Source organism: Arthrobacter sp. zg-Y1110, from assembly GCF_025244865.1.
Lineage (GTDB): Bacteria > Actinomycetota > Actinomycetes > Actinomycetales > Micrococcaceae > Arthrobacter_B.
Genome location: NZ_CP104272.1, coordinates 3,262,328 through 3,277,757, shown reverse-complemented (window position 1 = coordinate 3,277,757; position 15,430 = coordinate 3,262,328). Strand labels below are relative to the sequence as shown.

At 66.6% G+C, this 15,430-nt stretch carries 15 protein-coding genes; 5 read left to right on the top strand and 10 right to left on the bottom strand.

Annotation, left to right across the window (positions count from 1 at the left end; translation table 11 throughout):
* Positions 1 to 43: 43 nt before the first annotated feature.
* Positions 44 to 889 (top strand): aldo/keto reductase, encoded by an 846-nt coding sequence (locus N2K99_RS15350; RefSeq protein ID WP_227919821.1) that lies wholly within the window; start codon positions 44 to 46, stop codon positions 887 to 889.
* Here the strand turns inward: N2K99_RS15350 and N2K99_RS15345 are convergent.
* The 6 genes from N2K99_RS15345 to N2K99_RS15320 form a co-directional block, all read right to left on the bottom strand.
* Complete coding sequence (locus tag N2K99_RS15345; protein ID WP_227919817.1) at positions 876 to 1,421, bottom strand: hypothetical protein; 546 nt, start codon at positions 1,419 to 1,421, stop codon at positions 876 to 878. The two genes, N2K99_RS15350 and N2K99_RS15345, sit on opposite strands and share 14 nt — an antisense overlap.
* Positions 1,418 to 1,663: a hypothetical protein gene (locus N2K99_RS15340; protein ID WP_227932788.1), complete on the bottom strand. Its 246-nt coding sequence runs from the start codon at positions 1,661 to 1,663 to the stop codon at positions 1,418 to 1,420. The genes N2K99_RS15345 and N2K99_RS15340 overlap by 4 nt, the downstream gene beginning before the upstream one ends.
* A 122-nt stretch (positions 1,664 to 1,785) precedes the next feature.
* On the bottom strand, positions 1,786 to 2,031 hold the full coding sequence (locus tag N2K99_RS15335; protein ID WP_260554685.1) for a hypothetical protein: 246 nt from the start codon (positions 2,029 to 2,031) through the stop codon (positions 1,786 to 1,788).
* Between the two features lie 45 nt (positions 2,032 to 2,076).
* Positions 2,077 to 3,243 (bottom strand): DUF4232 domain-containing protein, encoded by a 1,167-nt coding sequence (locus tag N2K99_RS15330; RefSeq protein WP_227932790.1) that lies wholly within the window; start codon positions 3,241 to 3,243, stop codon positions 2,077 to 2,079.
* A 57-nt stretch (positions 3,244 to 3,300) separates the two neighbouring features.
* Entirely contained in the window at positions 3,301 to 4,263 is a 963-nt protein-coding gene (locus N2K99_RS15325; protein ID WP_227932791.1) for an alpha/beta hydrolase, read from the bottom strand.
* A gap of 19 nt (positions 4,264 to 4,282) precedes the next feature.
* Positions 4,283 to 4,690, bottom strand: a complete 408-nt coding sequence (locus N2K99_RS15320) for a hypothetical protein (RefSeq protein WP_227932792.1) — start codon at positions 4,688 to 4,690, stop codon at positions 4,283 to 4,285.
* Positions 4,691 to 4,888: 198 nt separating this feature from the next.
* Here N2K99_RS15320 and N2K99_RS15315 point away from each other — a divergent pair, with 198 nt between their 5' ends.
* Positions 4,889 to 7,285: an excinuclease ABC subunit UvrA gene (locus N2K99_RS15315; RefSeq protein WP_227932793.1), complete on the top strand. Its 2,397-nt coding sequence runs from the start codon at positions 4,889 to 4,891 to the stop codon at positions 7,283 to 7,285.
* A 7-nt stretch (positions 7,286 to 7,292) separates the two neighbouring features.
* On the opposite strand, the gene N2K99_RS15310 is transcribed toward N2K99_RS15315, so the two are convergent.
* The gene (locus N2K99_RS15310) at positions 7,293 to 8,729 is read right to left on the bottom strand and encodes a DUF2252 domain-containing protein (protein WP_227932794.1); all 1,437 of its coding nucleotides are present in this window, start codon (positions 8,727 to 8,729) and stop codon (positions 7,293 to 7,295) included.
* 290 nt (positions 8,730 to 9,019) lie between these two features.
* Here N2K99_RS15310 and N2K99_RS15305 point away from each other — a divergent pair, with 290 nt between their 5' ends.
* Positions 9,020 to 10,210 (top strand): cation:proton antiporter, encoded by a 1,191-nt coding sequence (locus tag N2K99_RS15305; protein ID WP_227932795.1) that lies wholly within the window; start codon positions 9,020 to 9,022, stop codon positions 10,208 to 10,210.
* Positions 10,211 to 10,229: 19 nt separating this feature from the next.
* Here N2K99_RS15305 and N2K99_RS15300 read toward each other — a convergent pair whose 3' ends face one another.
* Entirely contained in the window at positions 10,230 to 10,571 is a 342-nt protein-coding gene (locus tag N2K99_RS15300; protein ID WP_227919775.1) for a YnfA family protein, read from the bottom strand.
* Between the two features lie 99 nt (positions 10,572 to 10,670).
* The gene (locus tag N2K99_RS15295; RefSeq protein ID WP_227932796.1) at positions 10,671 to 11,900 is read right to left on the bottom strand and encodes a low temperature requirement protein A; all 1,230 of its coding nucleotides are present in this window, start codon (positions 11,898 to 11,900) and stop codon (positions 10,671 to 10,673) included.
* A gap of 393 nt (positions 11,901 to 12,293) precedes the next feature.
* Here N2K99_RS15295 and N2K99_RS15290 point away from each other — a divergent pair, with 393 nt between their 5' ends.
* Both N2K99_RS15290 and N2K99_RS15285 read left to right on the top strand, forming a co-directional pair.
* On the top strand, positions 12,294 to 14,189 hold the full coding sequence (locus tag N2K99_RS15290) for an FAD-binding monooxygenase (RefSeq protein ID WP_227932797.1): 1,896 nt from the start codon (positions 12,294 to 12,296) through the stop codon (positions 14,187 to 14,189).
* Between the two features lie 86 nt (positions 14,190 to 14,275).
* Positions 14,276 to 14,776 (top strand): ASCH domain-containing protein, encoded by a 501-nt coding sequence (locus N2K99_RS15285; protein ID WP_227932798.1) that lies wholly within the window; start codon positions 14,276 to 14,278, stop codon positions 14,774 to 14,776.
* Here N2K99_RS15285 and N2K99_RS15280 read toward each other — a convergent pair.
* Entirely contained in the window at positions 14,766 to 15,392 is a 627-nt protein-coding gene (locus tag N2K99_RS15280; protein ID WP_227932799.1) for a hypothetical protein, read from the bottom strand. The genes N2K99_RS15285 and N2K99_RS15280 overlap by 11 nt on opposite strands.
* Between the last annotated feature and the right edge of the window lie 38 nt (positions 15,393 to 15,430).

Genomic DNA, 15,430 nt, shown 5'->3' with positions numbered 1-15,430 from the left:
GTGTCGGGGACTGTATTCCGGAAGACCACCGAGAGGAAAGCCGATGGAGAACGTCACCTTAAACAACGGCGTCGAAATGCCGATCCTGGGCTTCGGCGTGTATCAGGTCCCGCCGGATGAGACCGAAGAGGCCGTGACCAACGCGCTGGCTGCGGGATACCGCTCGCTGGACACCGCCGCGGCGTACCAAAACGAAGACGCCGTGGGACGTGCGGTGCAGAAGAGCGGCCTGGCACGCAACGAACTGTTCATCACCACCAAGCTCTGGATCCAGGACAACGGCGAGGCCACCACCACACGCGCCTTCGAGAACTCGTTGCAGAACCTAGGCATGGAGTATGTGGATCTGTACCTGATCCACCAGCCCTTCGGTGACGTCTACGGCGAGTGGCGGGTAATGGAACAGCTCTACAACGACGGCGCCGCGCGGGCCATCGGTGTTTCGAACTTCGCCCCGGACCGGTTGATCGATCTGATCATGCACCACGACGTGGTTCCGGCCGTGAACCAGATTGAAACCAACCCGTTCTACCAGCGGGCGGTCGAAAACCAGTTGATGAGCGACCACGGCGTCCGGCACGAGTCCTGGGCGCCCTTCGCCGAGGGTAAGAACAATCTCTTCTCCGATCCCACGCTCTCGGCCGTCGGCGACACCCACGGGAAGTCCATTCCCCAGGTGGTGCTCCGCTGGCTGATTCAACGCCGAATAGTGGTGATCCCGAAATCGGTCCGCCCGGACCGGATGGCGGAGAACTTCGATGTGTTCGACTTCGAGCTCAGCCCACAGGAAATGGCCTCCATAGCCGACCTCGATACCGGGAAGTCCATGTTTTTCGACCACCGGGACCCCAAGGCCGTGGCCCGCTTGAGCGGGGTCACTTTGGAGTAGGTTCGGGCGCCCGATGCAGGTCCCGCACGAGGTAGAGCCACGGGAAGGACCGGCTCCCCACCTGCCAGCCGTCCGTTTCGTAGTGGGAGGAAGGCCGGGTCCAGAGCACACGGCGGTGTTCCCACTGGGTGTCCGTCTGCAGCATCCGGTGCCGGAGCATGTCGACGCCGATGGTGCGCCAGCCCATCCGCCCGGCCAGTTCCAGCTCGGGCATTTCATCGAAGGCCGTGACCGGGCCGAGCCAGCGCTCGCGGGAACCGGGGGCCTGTTCCTCCGGGCGCGTACCGAAACGCTGCTGTACCGCCTGCCGGGTCATCCCCAGCTCGCGGCCCAGTGCAGCCCAGCTGACTCCCGCGCTCCGGGCCGCCGCGACCGCCCGGTGCTGCAGCTGCTGGCTTGCCTGCTCGGCTGCCCCTGCCCGAGCCACGAGGGCGAGGTGGTCCTCCTCGGTGAGGGTCCCGGCGTCGTCGTAGTCGCCGAGGATCAGTGCGCCGATCTGCTCCTGCAGGTCGGTGACCGGACCGCGGGTCACGGCTGTTCACCGGCGTCGCGGCTGGGCAGCCAGTACTCCCTGCCGCTGCTGTCCGTGCTTCTCCGCCGGACGTGCGCGACGGCAAGGTACACGCTGCCCACGATCAGGGCGCCGCCGGCACCCTGGCAGAGGCCCTTGGGGAATCCATGCAGGTCGAGCAGCAACCAGAGGGCAAATAGTGCAACGCCAACCAGAAACATCACTGCGGCGTAAACGGCGGTGAAGATGCGGAAAGTTCTCATGGTGTCAATCAAAGCTTGACATCTTCGAAACGTCAAGGATTTGTTGACACTTTCTTGATTCGGCTTCCGGTACTCGCGTATCGGGGATCCGCGGCGGCTAGGGTGCAGGGATTGGTGCGCCATCAGCGGTGCACTGGAGAGAAGAGAAGAGAAGAGAAGAGAAGAGGAGCAGACGTGGAACGTTCGGTGCTGTCGTTGTGGTCATCCGGGTCGGTGCTGTCCATCGGGTCGAAGAACTCGGTGCTGTCGATCGGCAGCGTGGGGTCGGCGTGCTCCATCGGCTCGATCGGGTCCTTTGGCTCGGCGCTGTCCATCGGATCGGCGTTGTCCGCGGTGGCGGTGATGTCCTGGCTATCCGTCGGGTCCATCATGTCTTTGCGGTCCAAGGCCGGGGTCATGGCCGCCGGCAAGGCCTAGCCTGCGGCCTCCCAGGCTGTGACCGTCAGGAAGCCGGGCTCCGCCAAGTCGATGTCCGCCTCCAGTTCCTGGCGCACGGTCCCGGAGTAGGGGGCCACCAGCAAGGTGCCTACCCGAACCATGCCCGCCCCGGCGGTACCGCGCCAGCCGATCGAGGCCGTGGCTGCTTCCCCGGGGGTCAGCGTCACCGGCTGCACTGGAGAATCCTCGGTCATGTGGGAGCCGCCGTGCACCGCAGTGATGCCCATGACCCAGCCGTCGCTGCTCTCGAAGTCCAGATCCGGGTAGCCCTGCACCGTGCAGGACCGTGTTCCCGTGTTTCGCACAGTGATCTGCGCTGCCCGGTGGCCCATGGCTGCATCCCACCCGCCGATCGAGGACTCGACTTCTTCACCGGTGCACCACAGCGGATCCGGCTCGGAGAGGGCGGCACCCACCGGCTCGGCACCGTAAACCGTTGGCTCCGGAGTGGGCGTCGCGGCAGGCTCCGGAACAGGCTGCGAGGGATTGCGGGCGGTGAGCGGCAGTGCAACCAGCACGGCCGCCGAGAACAGCACGAATGCGCCCAGGGCCCAGCCACGCTGCCGAACCCGGGCGGTGGGAGCGGGTTCCTCCGGAACTCGGGCTGCGTGACGTTTCTCCGGCAGATGGGAACCCGCCCCGTCGGAAGCGCGGGCGGAAAGGAAGGTGGCCACGAGGGCCGGCACCCAGCCCCATGCAACCCCCCAATACGCTCCGGTGAGCAGTGAGGGCCCAAGCAGGTCAAAAATCCACTGTGCCCTGCCCAGGGGCCATTGGGCCAGGACCGAAGCCACGGCCAGCACCGCTGAACCGGCCACGGCCGCCAGCGTCACGCTCATCCAGTTGGCTAGGAAGAGCGCGCCCCGGGTGCCGGTCTTCCTGCTATCGGGCAGGAGCACCAAGGTGAACGCGGCCACGGCCAGGGCTGTTAACCCGGCCACCAGCACCAGGCCGGAACCGTCCAGGAGAGACTTGATGCGGACCGGCATAGTGTCCGGGGAGACCAGTGAAGCCAGGAAGATCGGTATCCGGCCGTTCCCTGCGGTCAGCAGCGCTTCGAAGGCCCAGCCGGAAATCAGCCAGAGGGCGGCGACGACGGCGGGCAGAAGCAGCGGTTTCAAGCCTGCGGCAGAGTTCCCCATGCAGCGAGGGTACCCCGCCATCCTCAAGCCGGATCCGGCAGCGGAGGGTGCGGGAAGTTACCGCACCGTTGCCGGTACGAGTTGCCGCCGCAGCTCCGCACACAGTTCCGCCAGCGCCTGCGGGGCGCTGCGGCACAGCCGCGGGAAGGCCAGGTAACCGTGCGGCATTCCCACATACGTGGTGACGCGAACCGGAACGCCGGCCTTGCGCAGCGCTTCGGCGTACCGCAGCCCGTCGTCGCGGATGGGGTCGTGTTCGGCTACCTGGATCAGTGCCGGCGGCAGCCCGGTGTGGTCCAGGGCCAGCAGCGGCGAGGCATACGGGTTGCTGCGGTCTGCCAGATCGGGAACGTAGAGGCTGCCGTAGCGGAGAATCTCCTCCTTGGTGAGGATGGGCGCGTTGGCGTTCTCCTCGATTGACGGGCTGCCCAAGGTCAGGTCGGTAGCGGGGTAGATCAGCCCCTGGAACGCGATGGCGGGACCGGACCGGTCCCGGGACATCAGCGTCAGCACCGCCGCCAGGTTGCCTCCGGCACTGTCGCCCACCACGGCGAGCCGGCCGGCGTCGGCCTCCCAATCGGCAGCGCGTCCGGCCACCTCGACCAGCGCCGCATAGCAGTCCTCCGCGGCGGCTGGCCAGGGATGCGTCGGCGCCAGCCGGTACTCGAGGGAAACGACGACGGCGCGTGCGTCCCGGGCGATAGTGCTGGCCAGCGAGTCATAGATGTCCAGGTTGCCGACGGTCCAGCCGCCGCCGTGGATCAGGACCACCAGGGGCAAGGTTCCATCGGCGTCCTTCGGCCGGTACACCCGGACGGGGATCCGGCCCTCCGCACCCGCGGCGGTGTCGTCCGTCATTTTTACGCCGGATGCGACGCCGCCCAGCACCCAGTCCAGAACCGGGTTGTGCTTGATGGTGCGCTGCTGGTCAGCGAGAATCTGTTCCTCGCTCTTGCGGGCCACGGAGAAGCGCGCCAGCACCTTGCCCACCAGCCGTACCCGGAGATCAAGCTTTGCCATCTTCGTGCCTTTCTTCTGCTTACCGGCACAGCCAGGGAACTTCCTCCGCTGCTCCGGACGGGCTGTACCCCCGGCCGCCCGGGGCATCCTCGCACCACTCGCTCACCAATGCCCCGCCGAGGCTCAGCGTAACGGGAAGCGCACCCACAAGGAGCAACGTCCCGGTGAGCGTTGAACACAGCCAGGCCTGGCCCGCAGAGGTGGCGCGCCGCAACACGATATAGGCAGCTACCGCCCCGAAAAACGTGAGAAGAAACGGCAGGAAGCGCAGAGCCTGGTCCCGGGTGGCGCCCGTCCCGGCGAGGGCGGACTGGAGGGAAGCTGCAGCCAGGACCGCCCCGATCAGGGCCGGTACCCCGCAGATGGCCCACACGGTCATGCCCAAGGTCAGCGGTGCCTGGGGAGGGGGTGCAGCGTGTGCGGGCATGCGGCCGAGTGTAGCTCAGGCGCCGATTTGCAGGATCGGCCAGGCCTTCCGTGAGTGCGGAAAGGCCGCGCCTGCCGGGACCCGCCGTCGTCGTTCCCGTTAGCCGTTGCCGCGCCGGGAGCGACCGGGCAGAATCGGACCGTCGGTGAAGGCGCGGGACAATGAGGCACGGGACCGACCCGGGCGGATGGAGCGGCAATGAGCACGGACACTACGACGAGCACCGGCACCGGGCAGGCGTCGCACGCCGCGGACAGCCATGACGTGATCCGGGTGCAGGGTGCGCGGGTGAACAACCTGCGTGACATCAGCATCGAGATTCCCAAGCGTCGGCTGACGGTGTTTACCGGCGTGTCCGGCTCCGGCAAGAGCTCGCTGGTATTCGGAACCGTGGCGGCCGAATCCCAGCGGCTGATCAACGAGACCTACAGTGCCTTTGTGCAGGGGTTTATGCCCTCCCTGGCCCGGCCGGAGGTGGACCTGCTGGAGGGGCTGACCACCGCGATCATTGTTGACCAGGAACGGATGGGTTCGAACCCGCGCTCCACCGTGGGCACCGCCACCGATGCGAACGCGATGCTGCGGATCCTGTTCAGCCGGCTGGGGCAGCCGAACATCGGCCCGCCCAACGCGTATTCCTTCAACGTCCCGTCCGTGAAGGCCTCCGGCGCCATCACGGTGGAGCGGGGCGACGGGAAGACCCGGGCGGAAAAGGCGGTGTTCAACCGGCTCGGCGGCATGTGCCCGCGCTGTGAGGGGACGGGAGCGGTCACCGACTTCGACCTCACGGCACTGTTCGACGGCGCGAAATCACTGTCCGAAGGCGCCATCACGGTGCCGGGCTACAGCATGGACGGCTGGTTCGGGCGGATCTACGCCGGCTCCGGGTTCTTCAACATGGACAAGCCGATTGCAAAGTTCAATAAGCGCGAGCTGCATGACCTGCTGTACAAGGAGCCCACCAAGATCAAAGTGGAAGGCATCAACCTCACCTATGAAGGGCTGATTCCGAAGATCTCCAAGTCCATGCTGTCCAAGGACCCCGAAGCCATGCAGCCGCACATCCGCGCCTTCGTGGATCGCGCCATCACCTTCAGCACCTGCCCCGAATGCGACGGCACCCGGATCAGCCCGGAGGCACGGTCCTCGAAGATCGGCGGCCTCAACATCGCCGACGTCTGTGCCATGCAGATCAGCGACCTCGCCGGCTGGGTCCGCGGGCTGAAGGAACCCTCGGTGGCGCCGCTGCTGGCCGGGCTGCAGCACCTGCTGGACGCCTTCGCGGAAATCGGGCTGGGCTACCTGTCCCTGGACCGCCCCTCGGGCACCCTGTCCGGCGGCGAGTCGCAGCGGACCAAGATGATCCGCCACCTGGGCTCCTCGCTGACCGACGTCACCTACGTTTTCGACGAACCGACCATCGGCCTGCATCCGCACGACATTGCCCGGATGAATCAGCTGCTGCTGCAGCTGCGGGACAAGGGGAACACGGTGCTGGTGGTGGAACACAAACCGGAAACCATCGCGATTGCGGACCACGTGGTGGACCTGGGCCCGGGCGCCGGCGCCGGGGGCGGCACGGTTACCTTCGAGGGACCGCTGGAGGGACTGCGGAAGAGCGGCACGCTGACCGGCCGCCACCTCGGGGACCGGGCGCGGCTCAAGGATTCGGTGCGGCAGGCGTCGTCGTCCCTGGAAGTGCGCGGTGCCGCCACCAACAACCTGCGCGACGTCGACGTCGACATTCCGCTGGGTGTCCTGGTGGTCCTCACCGGGGTGGCCGGCTCCGGCAAGAGCTCGCTGATCACCGGGTCGGTGTCCGGGCGGGAAGGCGTGGTGACAGTGGACCAGGCCGCCATCCGCGGTTCCCGGCGCAGCAACCCGGCCACCTACACCGGTCTGCTGGAACCGATCCGCAAGGCGTTCGCGAAGGCCAACGGCGTGAAGCCCGCCCTGTTTTCCTCCAACTCCGAGGGGGCGTGCCCGTCCTGCAACGGCGCCGGGGTGATCTACACCGAGCTGGGCGTGATGGCCACGGTGGAATCGGTATGCGAGGACTGCGAGGGCCGCCGCTTCCAAGCCTCGGTGCTGGAATACACGTTGGGCGGGAAGGATATTGCCGAGGTGCTGGCCCTGTCAGTGGCCGAGGCGCAGGAGTTCTTCGGCGACGGCGAAGCCCGCACCCCGGCCGCACATAAGATCCTGAGCCAGCTGGCCGACGTCGGACTCGGATACCTTCATCTGGGACAGCCGCTGACCACGCTTTCCGGCGGCGAACGGCAGCGGCTGAAGCTGGCCACCCATATGGGCGGCAAGGAAGCCGTCTTTGTGCTGGACGAGCCGACCACCGGCCTGCACCTGGCCGACGTCGAACAACTGCTGGCCCTGCTGGACCGGCTGGTGGATTCCGGGAAGTCCGTGATCGTGATCGAGCACCACCAGGCGGTGATGGCGCATGCGGACTGGATCATCGACCTGGGCCCCGGTGCCGGGCGGGACGGCGGGCGCATCGTGTTCGAGGGGACCCCGGCGGATCTGGTGGCGGACGCGTCCACGCTGACCGGAGAGCATCTGGCCGCCTACGTGGCGGGGTGATCTGGGGCTAGACCCCTTCGACCGCGGGCAGGCGCCCGGAACGTACCGCATCGGCGAAGGCTTGATAGTCCCGCTCGTTTTGATCTGCGTACCGCTCGCAGAAGTCGGTGATCGAGTTATCGAACTTCTCGCTCTTGCCAAGATAGGCGGCGATCGCGACCGGGTCTCCTGATCTGGCGTGGGCCCGGGCCAATGTCCAGCCGCAGGTGCGGGCGTAAAACTCCATCCCGCGGGGTTTCATCGTTTCCACGACCACTGAGCCCTTCATGTCCCGCAGCTGGCGCCAGTACAGGTACCGGTTTTCCTGCACGCCCTTGGTCCAGCCCAGGAAGATGTCGCTGGCGGCCTGCATCCTTCGCTGGCCCTGCACTACGCGCTGGCCCGGCTGGCGGTATCTGCTTTTGGGCAGGTGGTCCTCAAGGACTGACCGTGTTGCTTCCTTGACCTGCAGGAACAGCGGGTCATCTGAATCGCGGCCCTGAAGCAACGCGATAAAGCCCCGGGTGCCGACGCTGCCCACACCCACCACCTTGCGGGCGATATCGACGATTTCGAAGCGCTCGAGGAGGTCGCGCCTGTCGTCCTGCAACGTGGCCCGGTAGGACCGGAGCTGTTCGCGGGATTCCTCCCACATCTGGTCCGCGGATAAACCGTATGAATCACCGAACTCCCTGAGCGGGATGACGATCGGCGGTTGGCTGACGATTCGGTACTTCCCGTCCACGCGCTCGGCCAGCTTGGACAGTGCCTGCAGGCTGTCCCGGGAACGCGCCTTCCGGACGGCCTGTTGCGCCCTCTTTTCGATCTGCTTCGCTGCCTTTTTCTCCACCTTGCCCTTCCCGTTGTCCGCCCCCAGCTGGATCGTGGACAAAATATCCTGTTCCGTCAGACGCGCGTACCAGATGTCCATGGTTCCCATTTGTGCGAACTCGCGCATCGCTTCGCGGTAACCCCGAACCGCGGCAAGGGTTGCCGAGCGCGCCTCTTCGTTGGTGAAGGAGTTGTTCCTGGCCGCAATGGTGAAACTCGCGGACATCCGCAGCACGTCGTACTCGAACGGACCCGGAAGTGTTTCGTCGAAGTCATTGAGGTCGAACAGCAGGATCCGCTCGGGTGAGGCGAATACCCCGAAGTTCGACAAATGGGCGTCGCCGCAGAGCTGGGCGGTCAGGCCGGATCTCGGTGTGTCCTTGAGGTCGGCGGCCATGACCTTGGCTGCACCCCGGTAGAAGGTAAACGGAGAGTCAAGCATCCGGCCGTGGCGCACCGGCACGAGGTCCGCATCGCGGGTGAGGTTCTGTTCTTCGATGAGCGCGACGGGGTCCGGGCGGTCGGCTGCTGGAACCCACCCTTGATGGGCGGAGACGGGTGTTGTCTCCCGGCGGTCCTTGCCTGCTGCCACGCGTTCCGTAACGCTCGGGTGCGTGACCTCGATACTGGCCATGATCGGCGACCTCTCTACAACGGCGTTTTGCGCCATCCGGCAGGTCCTGCGGGGTCAGACTTTGTACGGCGGCTGACGTCCATAGAATATCGGGTTGCCTTCCCCGAGGGGATGGGTCCGGCGTCCGGGGAGGGCCCCGCCTCCCGTTTCGCCGCCGTCTTCCGGGGCTGCTCCGGCGGCCCGCTGGCTGCCCGCTCTCGACGGCCACGGCACTATCTCGTAATTTGAGTCGTGGTCATACCCCAACGGCAAGGACCGCCGCCGCTGTGACAGGTACGGGGAGGAACAGGATGATTCCGCTACTGCTCGGAGCCGCGGTGCTGATAGTTTTCGGTGCTTTTTCGGCGCCGCTGAGCCGCCGAGGGGTGACGAGTGCCATGGCGTTCGTGCTCGCCGGGACTGTCCTCGCGGCGGCGTTGGGCGGATCACCCACCCTGGAAAGCCACGCCGTCGAGCGGGTCACCGAACTGGCCCTTGTGTTCCTTCTCTTCACCGACGCCGCCCGGCTCGATCTTGGAATCCTGCGCCGAACTCTCGGGTGGCCGGGGCGGTTGCTGCTGATCGGGCTGCCGCTGACCCTTGTCCTTGGCTTCGGGGCCGGGCTGCTCCTCTTCCCCGAACTTCCCCTGGCCAGTGTTTTCCTCCTGTCCGCGATGCTCTGCTCGACCGACGCCGCGCTGGGGCAGAGGGTCGTCGAGGATACCGCGGTGCCGGGGCGCGTGCGCCAGGCACTGACTGTGGAAAGCGGCCTGAACGATGGCATCGCGGTGCCGTTCTTTCTGGTGTCGCTGGACATCTCGTTGGCGACGCTTGACGGCAGCGTACCGTCGGCTGTCGTGGATGCCATCGCGGAGCAAATCGGATGGGGGCTGCTGGCCGGGGTCGGTGTCGGGGGAGCAGGCGGGTACCTGTTGCGGGCCGCTGCCGGACGGATTGAAACGCAGTGGCGCCAGCCGTTCACGCTGGCCGTTGCCCTCGGCGCCTACGCGGCGGCGGGTTCGCTCGGCGGCAGTGTGTTCATCGCGGCGTTTGTGGGAGGAATGGCGTTCCGCCTGTCCAGCCGTGCAGGGAACATCGACACGACTTCCTTCACCGCCGAGGTGGGGAGTGTTCTCGCCGCGGCCACTTGGATGATTTTCGGCGCGGTCGCGGTCCTGACCGCCGTCCCGCACATCACCTGGCAGGTTGTGGCCTACGCCGTGCTGAGCCTCACCGTCGTGCGGATGCTGCCGGTCGCCGTCGCCCTGGCCGGCAGCGGTGTGCGGTGGCAAACCCAGGTGTTCATGGGGTGGTTCGGCCCCCGGGGGCTGGCCTCCGTGGTGTTCGGCCTGCTGGCCTTTGAGGGGGGAATCCCGGCGGCAACCACGCTCCTGACGACGGTGGTTGTCACGGTAGGCCTGAGTGTCTTCGCGCATGGGCTTTCGGCCAAGCCGCTCGTGGCTGCCTACCACCGCTGGTCCGAGGCCAATCCCGGAAAGTAGTATCCGGATGCGGAAGCAGTTACGACACCGGGCTGCGGGGTGCGAACATGATCACGGCGACGCCCGCCAGGCAGATCAGCGACCCGAGGATGTCCCACCGGTCGGGCCGGAAGCCGTCGAAGACCATGCCCCAGGCCAGCGACCCGGCCACGAACACTCCACCATAGGCGGCCAGGATCCGCCCAAAGTGCGCGTCCGGCTGCAGCGTGGCCACAAATCCGTAGGCGCCCAGGGCCATCACGCCCAGACCCGCCCACCACCACGCCCGGTCCTCCCGCACGGACTGCCACACCAGCCAGGCTCCGCCGATTTCGGCGGCAGCCGCCAGGAGGAACAGGAGGACGGTTTTTGCAATGGTCATGGCATCCATCCTGCAGGGTTTTGCCCAAAACGCAGGGAATCCAACCCGTGCTGCGTCAAGGGTCGTCCGGTGCGGAGGGAAACGTCACCCGCCGCCCCGTTACCGGGTCTGGTCGCCGCCGGGCCCGGCCGCCTGCGCACCCCGCACCCGGTGCCGGACCTCGCGGTACAGCAGGCTCTCCACGGTAACCAGCCCCGCAACCAGGGCGGTAACGAGGAGAAGCGCCGCCAAGGAGGTCAACGGCGGACCAGCGGCCACCAACGCCAGCAGCAGCGCGGCCGTACCCAGCCGCCACTTCTTCCATCCGCCGCCCATCCTCCGCCAGAAGGCAGCGGTGCCCAGCAGGTACAGTGCCGGGCCGCCGAACAACGCGAAAACCCCAACGCTGCTCAGGCCCTTCCCCTCCTCCACATGCGCCAACACGTCCTCGACGCCCAGGGCCGTGAGCACAATGCCGGCTACGAGGGGTAGGTGCAGGTAGGTGTATGCGACGACGGCGGCGGAAGACCGGGCGGATCCGCGCAGAGCGGCGAAGCGGTGTTCGGCCGCGACGGCCGTGACGTCGAAGTAGAGCCACCAAAGCCCGATGGACAGACAGATTCCCGCCGCCGCACCGGTCAGCACCGGCACGCTCACGGGCAGTTCGGAGGCACCGACGCCGATGGACACGATGGATTCGCCGAGTGCGAGGATGACCACGAGTGCATACCGTTCGGTCCAGTGCGCCGCCGAGTGGATCCGCCAGTTGCCGTGCCACGAGATGAGGAAGGTGAGGCCGGTGTCCAGCACCATGCCGGCCAGCCAGAACCAGGTCTGTGCGGTGCCGCCCAGCAGCGCCCCGGTGACGACCAGCGCCGCTCCCAGGACGGCGGTGAAGGTCAGCTTGGCTATCTGCCGGCGCAGCGGCCGATCGTTCCCGGACGCATACACGTACAGGACCAGGTGCAGGATCCGGACCGCAGAATAGGCCAGGGCAAGGACCATCGGGCCGTGGAGGCCGCCGTCGAGGTCTTCGAACGCTTCCGGAATAGCCAGGGCGGCGATAAAGGCCGCCACCATCACGGCGGACAGGCCGAACCGCATCAACCCCTCGTCGACGTGTGCCTGGTTGGCGAGCCAGGAAAAGGGGGCCCAGGACCACCAGAGCAGGACCAGGATGACCATCCCCTGCAACACGCCCAGGAATGAATGCTCGTGCACCATGAATCCGGTGACCTGGGTGAAGGCGAACACGAACACCAGGTCAAAGAACAACTCGAAGGTGGTCACCCGGTGCGTTTCATCCGAGATGCGGGCAGCAGGAAGCGGCGGGCGCGGCAGATGCGGCATGCCACAAAGAATAGAAGTCCGTGGCCCCGCCTAGAAGATAATGCGGTCGAAAAGCCAAACGTTCCGCGGCGTCGACAATGTCCGGCCGCGGTCGGATGGGCTGGACTCCGACGTCCGTGAAATTCGGGAATTCCTACGGTTTGTCGTGATCCCTGCAGTTTGTGACAATTCCTGCGTCGCGCGGCGCAGGAATTGCGACAAAGCGCAGGATCTTTCGCAAACCGGCATCCGGCCCGGCTGAATATTGAACCGTCACACCGAACCGTTCCGCTTGTGACCCACGTCATGTCTCCGGTACGGTGACTACACCGCCGGCGGTTCGACTATCGAACGTTCTGTTCAAATAACGAACACGATCGGCGGCCACCAACGGCACAACGAAGTGAGGACCCCGTGCAGTTCCACCACCACGGCTACGTATCCGGTGACCCCCGCATCCAGCCCGCCGCCGGCACCGGCGTCGACCGCCCCGCCGACCTGCCCGACAAAGTGGACGTGCTGATCGTCGGCTCCGGTCCCGCCGGGATGCTCACCGCCGCGCAGCTGTCGCAGTTCCCCAGTGTCACCACCCGGATCGTGGAGCGGCGGGACAGCCGCCTCGCCATCGGCCAGGCGGACGGCATCCAGGCCCGCAGCGTGGAAACCTTCCAGGCATTCGGCTTCGCCGAGGAAATCACCGCCGAGGCCTACCGCATTACCGAGATGTGCTTCTGGCGCCCGGACCCCGAAAATCCGGAGAATATCGTCCGTTCCGGCCGCGCCCTGGATGACCCCGCCGGAATCAGCGAATTCCCGCACCTGATCGTCAACCAGGCCCGCGTGCTGGACTACTTCGCCCGGTTCATGGCCAACTCGCCCACCCGTATGCAGCCCGACTACGGGTTCGAATTCCGCGGTCTGGAGGTCGACGACGACGCCGAGTACCCGGTCACCGTCACCCTCCTGTCCACGGCCGGCACGGATGAAGGCACGGAGCGCACGGTTAAAGCCAAGTACGTGGTCGGCTCCGACGGCGCCCGCAGCAAGGTCCGCGACTCCATCGGCTGCACCCTGGCCGGAGACAAGGCCAACCACGCCTGGGGCGTGATGGATGTGCTGGCCAACACCGACTTCCCCGACATCCGCACCAAGTGCGCCATCCAGTCCTCCAACGGCGGCAGCATCCTGCTCATCCCGCGCGAGGGCGGCCACCTGTTCCGCATGTACGTTGACCTCGGTGTTGTGCCCGAAGGCGACAATGGTGCCGTCCGCAAGACCTCCATTGACCAGATCATCGCCAAGGCCAACGGCATCATGGCCCCCTACACGCTCGACGTCCGCAACGTCGCCTGGCACAGCGTGTACGAGGTGGGCCACCGGCTCACCGATCGGTTCGACGACGTTGTGCCCGAGGACCTCGGCACCCGCACCCCGCGCGTCTTCATTACCGGCGACGCCTGCCATACGCACAGCGCCAAGGCCGGCCAGGGCATGAACGTCTCCATGCAGGACGGCTTCAACCTGGGCTGGAAGCTCGGCCACGTGCTGGACGGCCGCAGCCCGGAAACCCTGCTCTCCACCTACTCTGCGGAACGCCAGGTGGTGGCAAAGAACCTCATCGACTTCGACAAAGAGTGGTCCACGCTCATGGCGAAGAAGCCCGAAGAGTTCGAGAACCCCTCGGACCTGGAGGACTTCTACGTCCGCACCGCCGAGTTCCCGGCCGGGTTCATGACCGAGTACACCCCCTCCATGCTCATTGCCGAGCCGAAGCACCAGGACCTGGCCGCCGGCTTCCCCATCGGCAAGCGCTTCAAGTCCGCGCCTGTGCTCCGCGTGTGCGACACCAACCCGGTGCAGCTGGGCCACCAGGCGCGGGCGGACGGCAAGTGGCGGATCTACGTCTTCGCCGACGCCGCGGCTGCAGGCACGCCCTCGCCGGTGGCCGAGCTGGCGGACTGGCTGGACACCGCGCCGGACTCCCCGCTCGCGGCCACGCCGGAAGGAGCGGACCGGGATGCCTGGTTCGACGTCAAGGTGATCTACCAGCAGGACCACACGGGCATTGATCTGGGTGCCGTGCCGGCGGTGTTCAAGCCGCAGGTCGGACCGTTCCAGCTCGACGACCTGGCGAAGGTCTACGGCGCCGACCCGACCGCCGACATCTTCGAGCAGCGCGGAATTTCCCGGAACGGCGCGGTGGTGGTGGTCCGCCCGGACCAGTACGTCGCCAACGTGCTGCCGCTGACGGCCACCGCGGAGCTCGCGGGGTTCTTCGCACCCCTGCTGCCGGCCCGCCAGCAGGCGTAACCGGTTCCCAACGCACGACGACGGCGGCGCCTTAGGTGCCGCCGTCGTCCCGCGTTAACGGCGGCAGGGCTGGCAGACTGACCAGTATGGACAGCTCCGACCCTTCCGAAATCACGCTCGACTTCAACGCCGCCGCGCTCCTTTGGGACGCCTACGCCGCGGCATTCCCCGCCCGGGCTGCGGCCGCCGGGGAATACACCGTGGAAACCTTCGGCGATTCCCCGGCACTGGCCGATGAACTGCTGGCCCTGGTCCTGGATGGCCGCAAGCGGGCCACCTCCTCGCACGTCGCTGAGTATGTCGCGGAAGGCGAACCGCTTCCGCGCATCGGCATCCACTGGATTGTCTGCGACGGCGCCGGTGCGCCGAAAGCGATCCTGCGCACCACCGAACTGCGGCTCGGGACCTTTGCCGACGCGGATGAGGCTTTCGCCTACGACGAGGGTGAAGATGACCGGAGCCTGGCGTCCTGGCAGCGCGAGCACCGGAAGTTCTGGGAACGCACGGCCGCAGCGCGCGGTGGCAGCTGGTCAGAGGAGGACGAGCTGGTGTTCGAACGCTTCGAGGTGGTCTGGCCTATCGGGTGAAGGATGAACAGCTGCCCTTGAAATACTCCCGCAACAGAGCGGGATCTCCGGCCCGTGCCGGGGCAATGACGGAGGCATCAAAGACCTCGGGGTTGACCATGTGTTCCTGTATTGCGGGCAGGGATGTGTACTTGGCCAGGTACTCCATGCTGTGTCCCTGGCCGGCCGCGTCTCCGCTGTCGAGGGCCTGGAGGTAGGAATCCATCCAGGCGCAGAGCCAGTAGCCGGCGACCGTGGTGTCCTGGACTCCGTCCTGGATGCTGATCTGTCCCTGCTGGGTTCCGGCCGCGGGGTCGCTGAAGTTGCTGAGTTCGATCCGCCAATCCATACCGGCCGGCAGCGGCTCCGGGAACTCGGCGATGGCTTCCGCCACCGCCTGGTCGAAGCAATCGGGTTTGATGCTCACGTAGCCCCCGGCCGGGTCGATCCGCATAATTTCGCCGCCCGGGCAGGGCCGTAGGGTCATGGTGGGCTCCGGCGTGGGACGGGCGCTGGCCTCCGCGCGGGCCAACGCCTCGTTGCTTTCCGCGTCGGTGGTTCCGCAACCGGCGAGCACGCCGGTAAACAGGGCGCCGGCTGCGGCAACGCCCATCGCTGCGGTAAATCGAGTTTTCATGTGTCCCCCCGGTCTACGCAGACCATAGCTCAGCACGG

Coding starts and splice junctions, on each gene's coding strand:
- N2K99_RS15350 (WP_227919821.1), top strand. CDS start 44: ATGGAGAACGTCACCTTAAACAACGGCGTCGAAATGCCGATCCTGGGC.
- N2K99_RS15340 (WP_227932788.1), bottom strand. CDS start 1,663: ATGAGAACTTTCCGCATCTTCACCGCCGTTTACGCCGCAGTGATGTTT.
- N2K99_RS15335 (WP_260554685.1), bottom strand. CDS start 2,031: ATGGACCCGACGGATAGCCAGGACATCACCGCCACCGCGGACAACGCC.
- N2K99_RS15330 (WP_227932790.1), bottom strand. CDS start 3,243: ATGGGGAACTCTGCCGCAGGCTTGAAACCGCTGCTTCTGCCCGCCGTC.
- N2K99_RS15325 (WP_227932791.1), bottom strand. CDS start 4,263: ATGGCAAAGCTTGATCTCCGGGTACGGCTGGTGGGCAAGGTGCTGGCG.
- N2K99_RS15320 (WP_227932792.1), bottom strand. CDS start 4,690: ATGCCCGCACACGCTGCACCCCCTCCCCAGGCACCGCTGACCTTGGGC.
- N2K99_RS15315 (WP_227932793.1), top strand. CDS start 4,889: ATGAGCACGGACACTACGACGAGCACCGGCACCGGGCAGGCGTCGCAC.
- N2K99_RS15310 (WP_227932794.1), bottom strand. CDS start 8,729: ATGGCCAGTATCGAGGTCACGCACCCGAGCGTTACGGAACGCGTGGCA.
- N2K99_RS15305 (WP_227932795.1), top strand. CDS start 9,020: ATGATTCCGCTACTGCTCGGAGCCGCGGTGCTGATAGTTTTCGGTGCT.
- N2K99_RS15300 (WP_227919775.1), bottom strand. CDS start 10,571: ATGACCATTGCAAAAACCGTCCTCCTGTTCCTCCTGGCGGCTGCCGCC.
- N2K99_RS15295 (WP_227932796.1), bottom strand. CDS start 11,900: ATGCCGCATCTGCCGCGCCCGCCGCTTCCTGCTGCCCGCATCTCGGAT.
- N2K99_RS15285 (WP_227932798.1), top strand. CDS start 14,276: ATGGACAGCTCCGACCCTTCCGAAATCACGCTCGACTTCAACGCCGCC.
- N2K99_RS15280 (WP_227932799.1), bottom strand. CDS start 15,392: ATGAAAACTCGATTTACCGCAGCGATGGGCGTTGCCGCAGCCGGCGCC.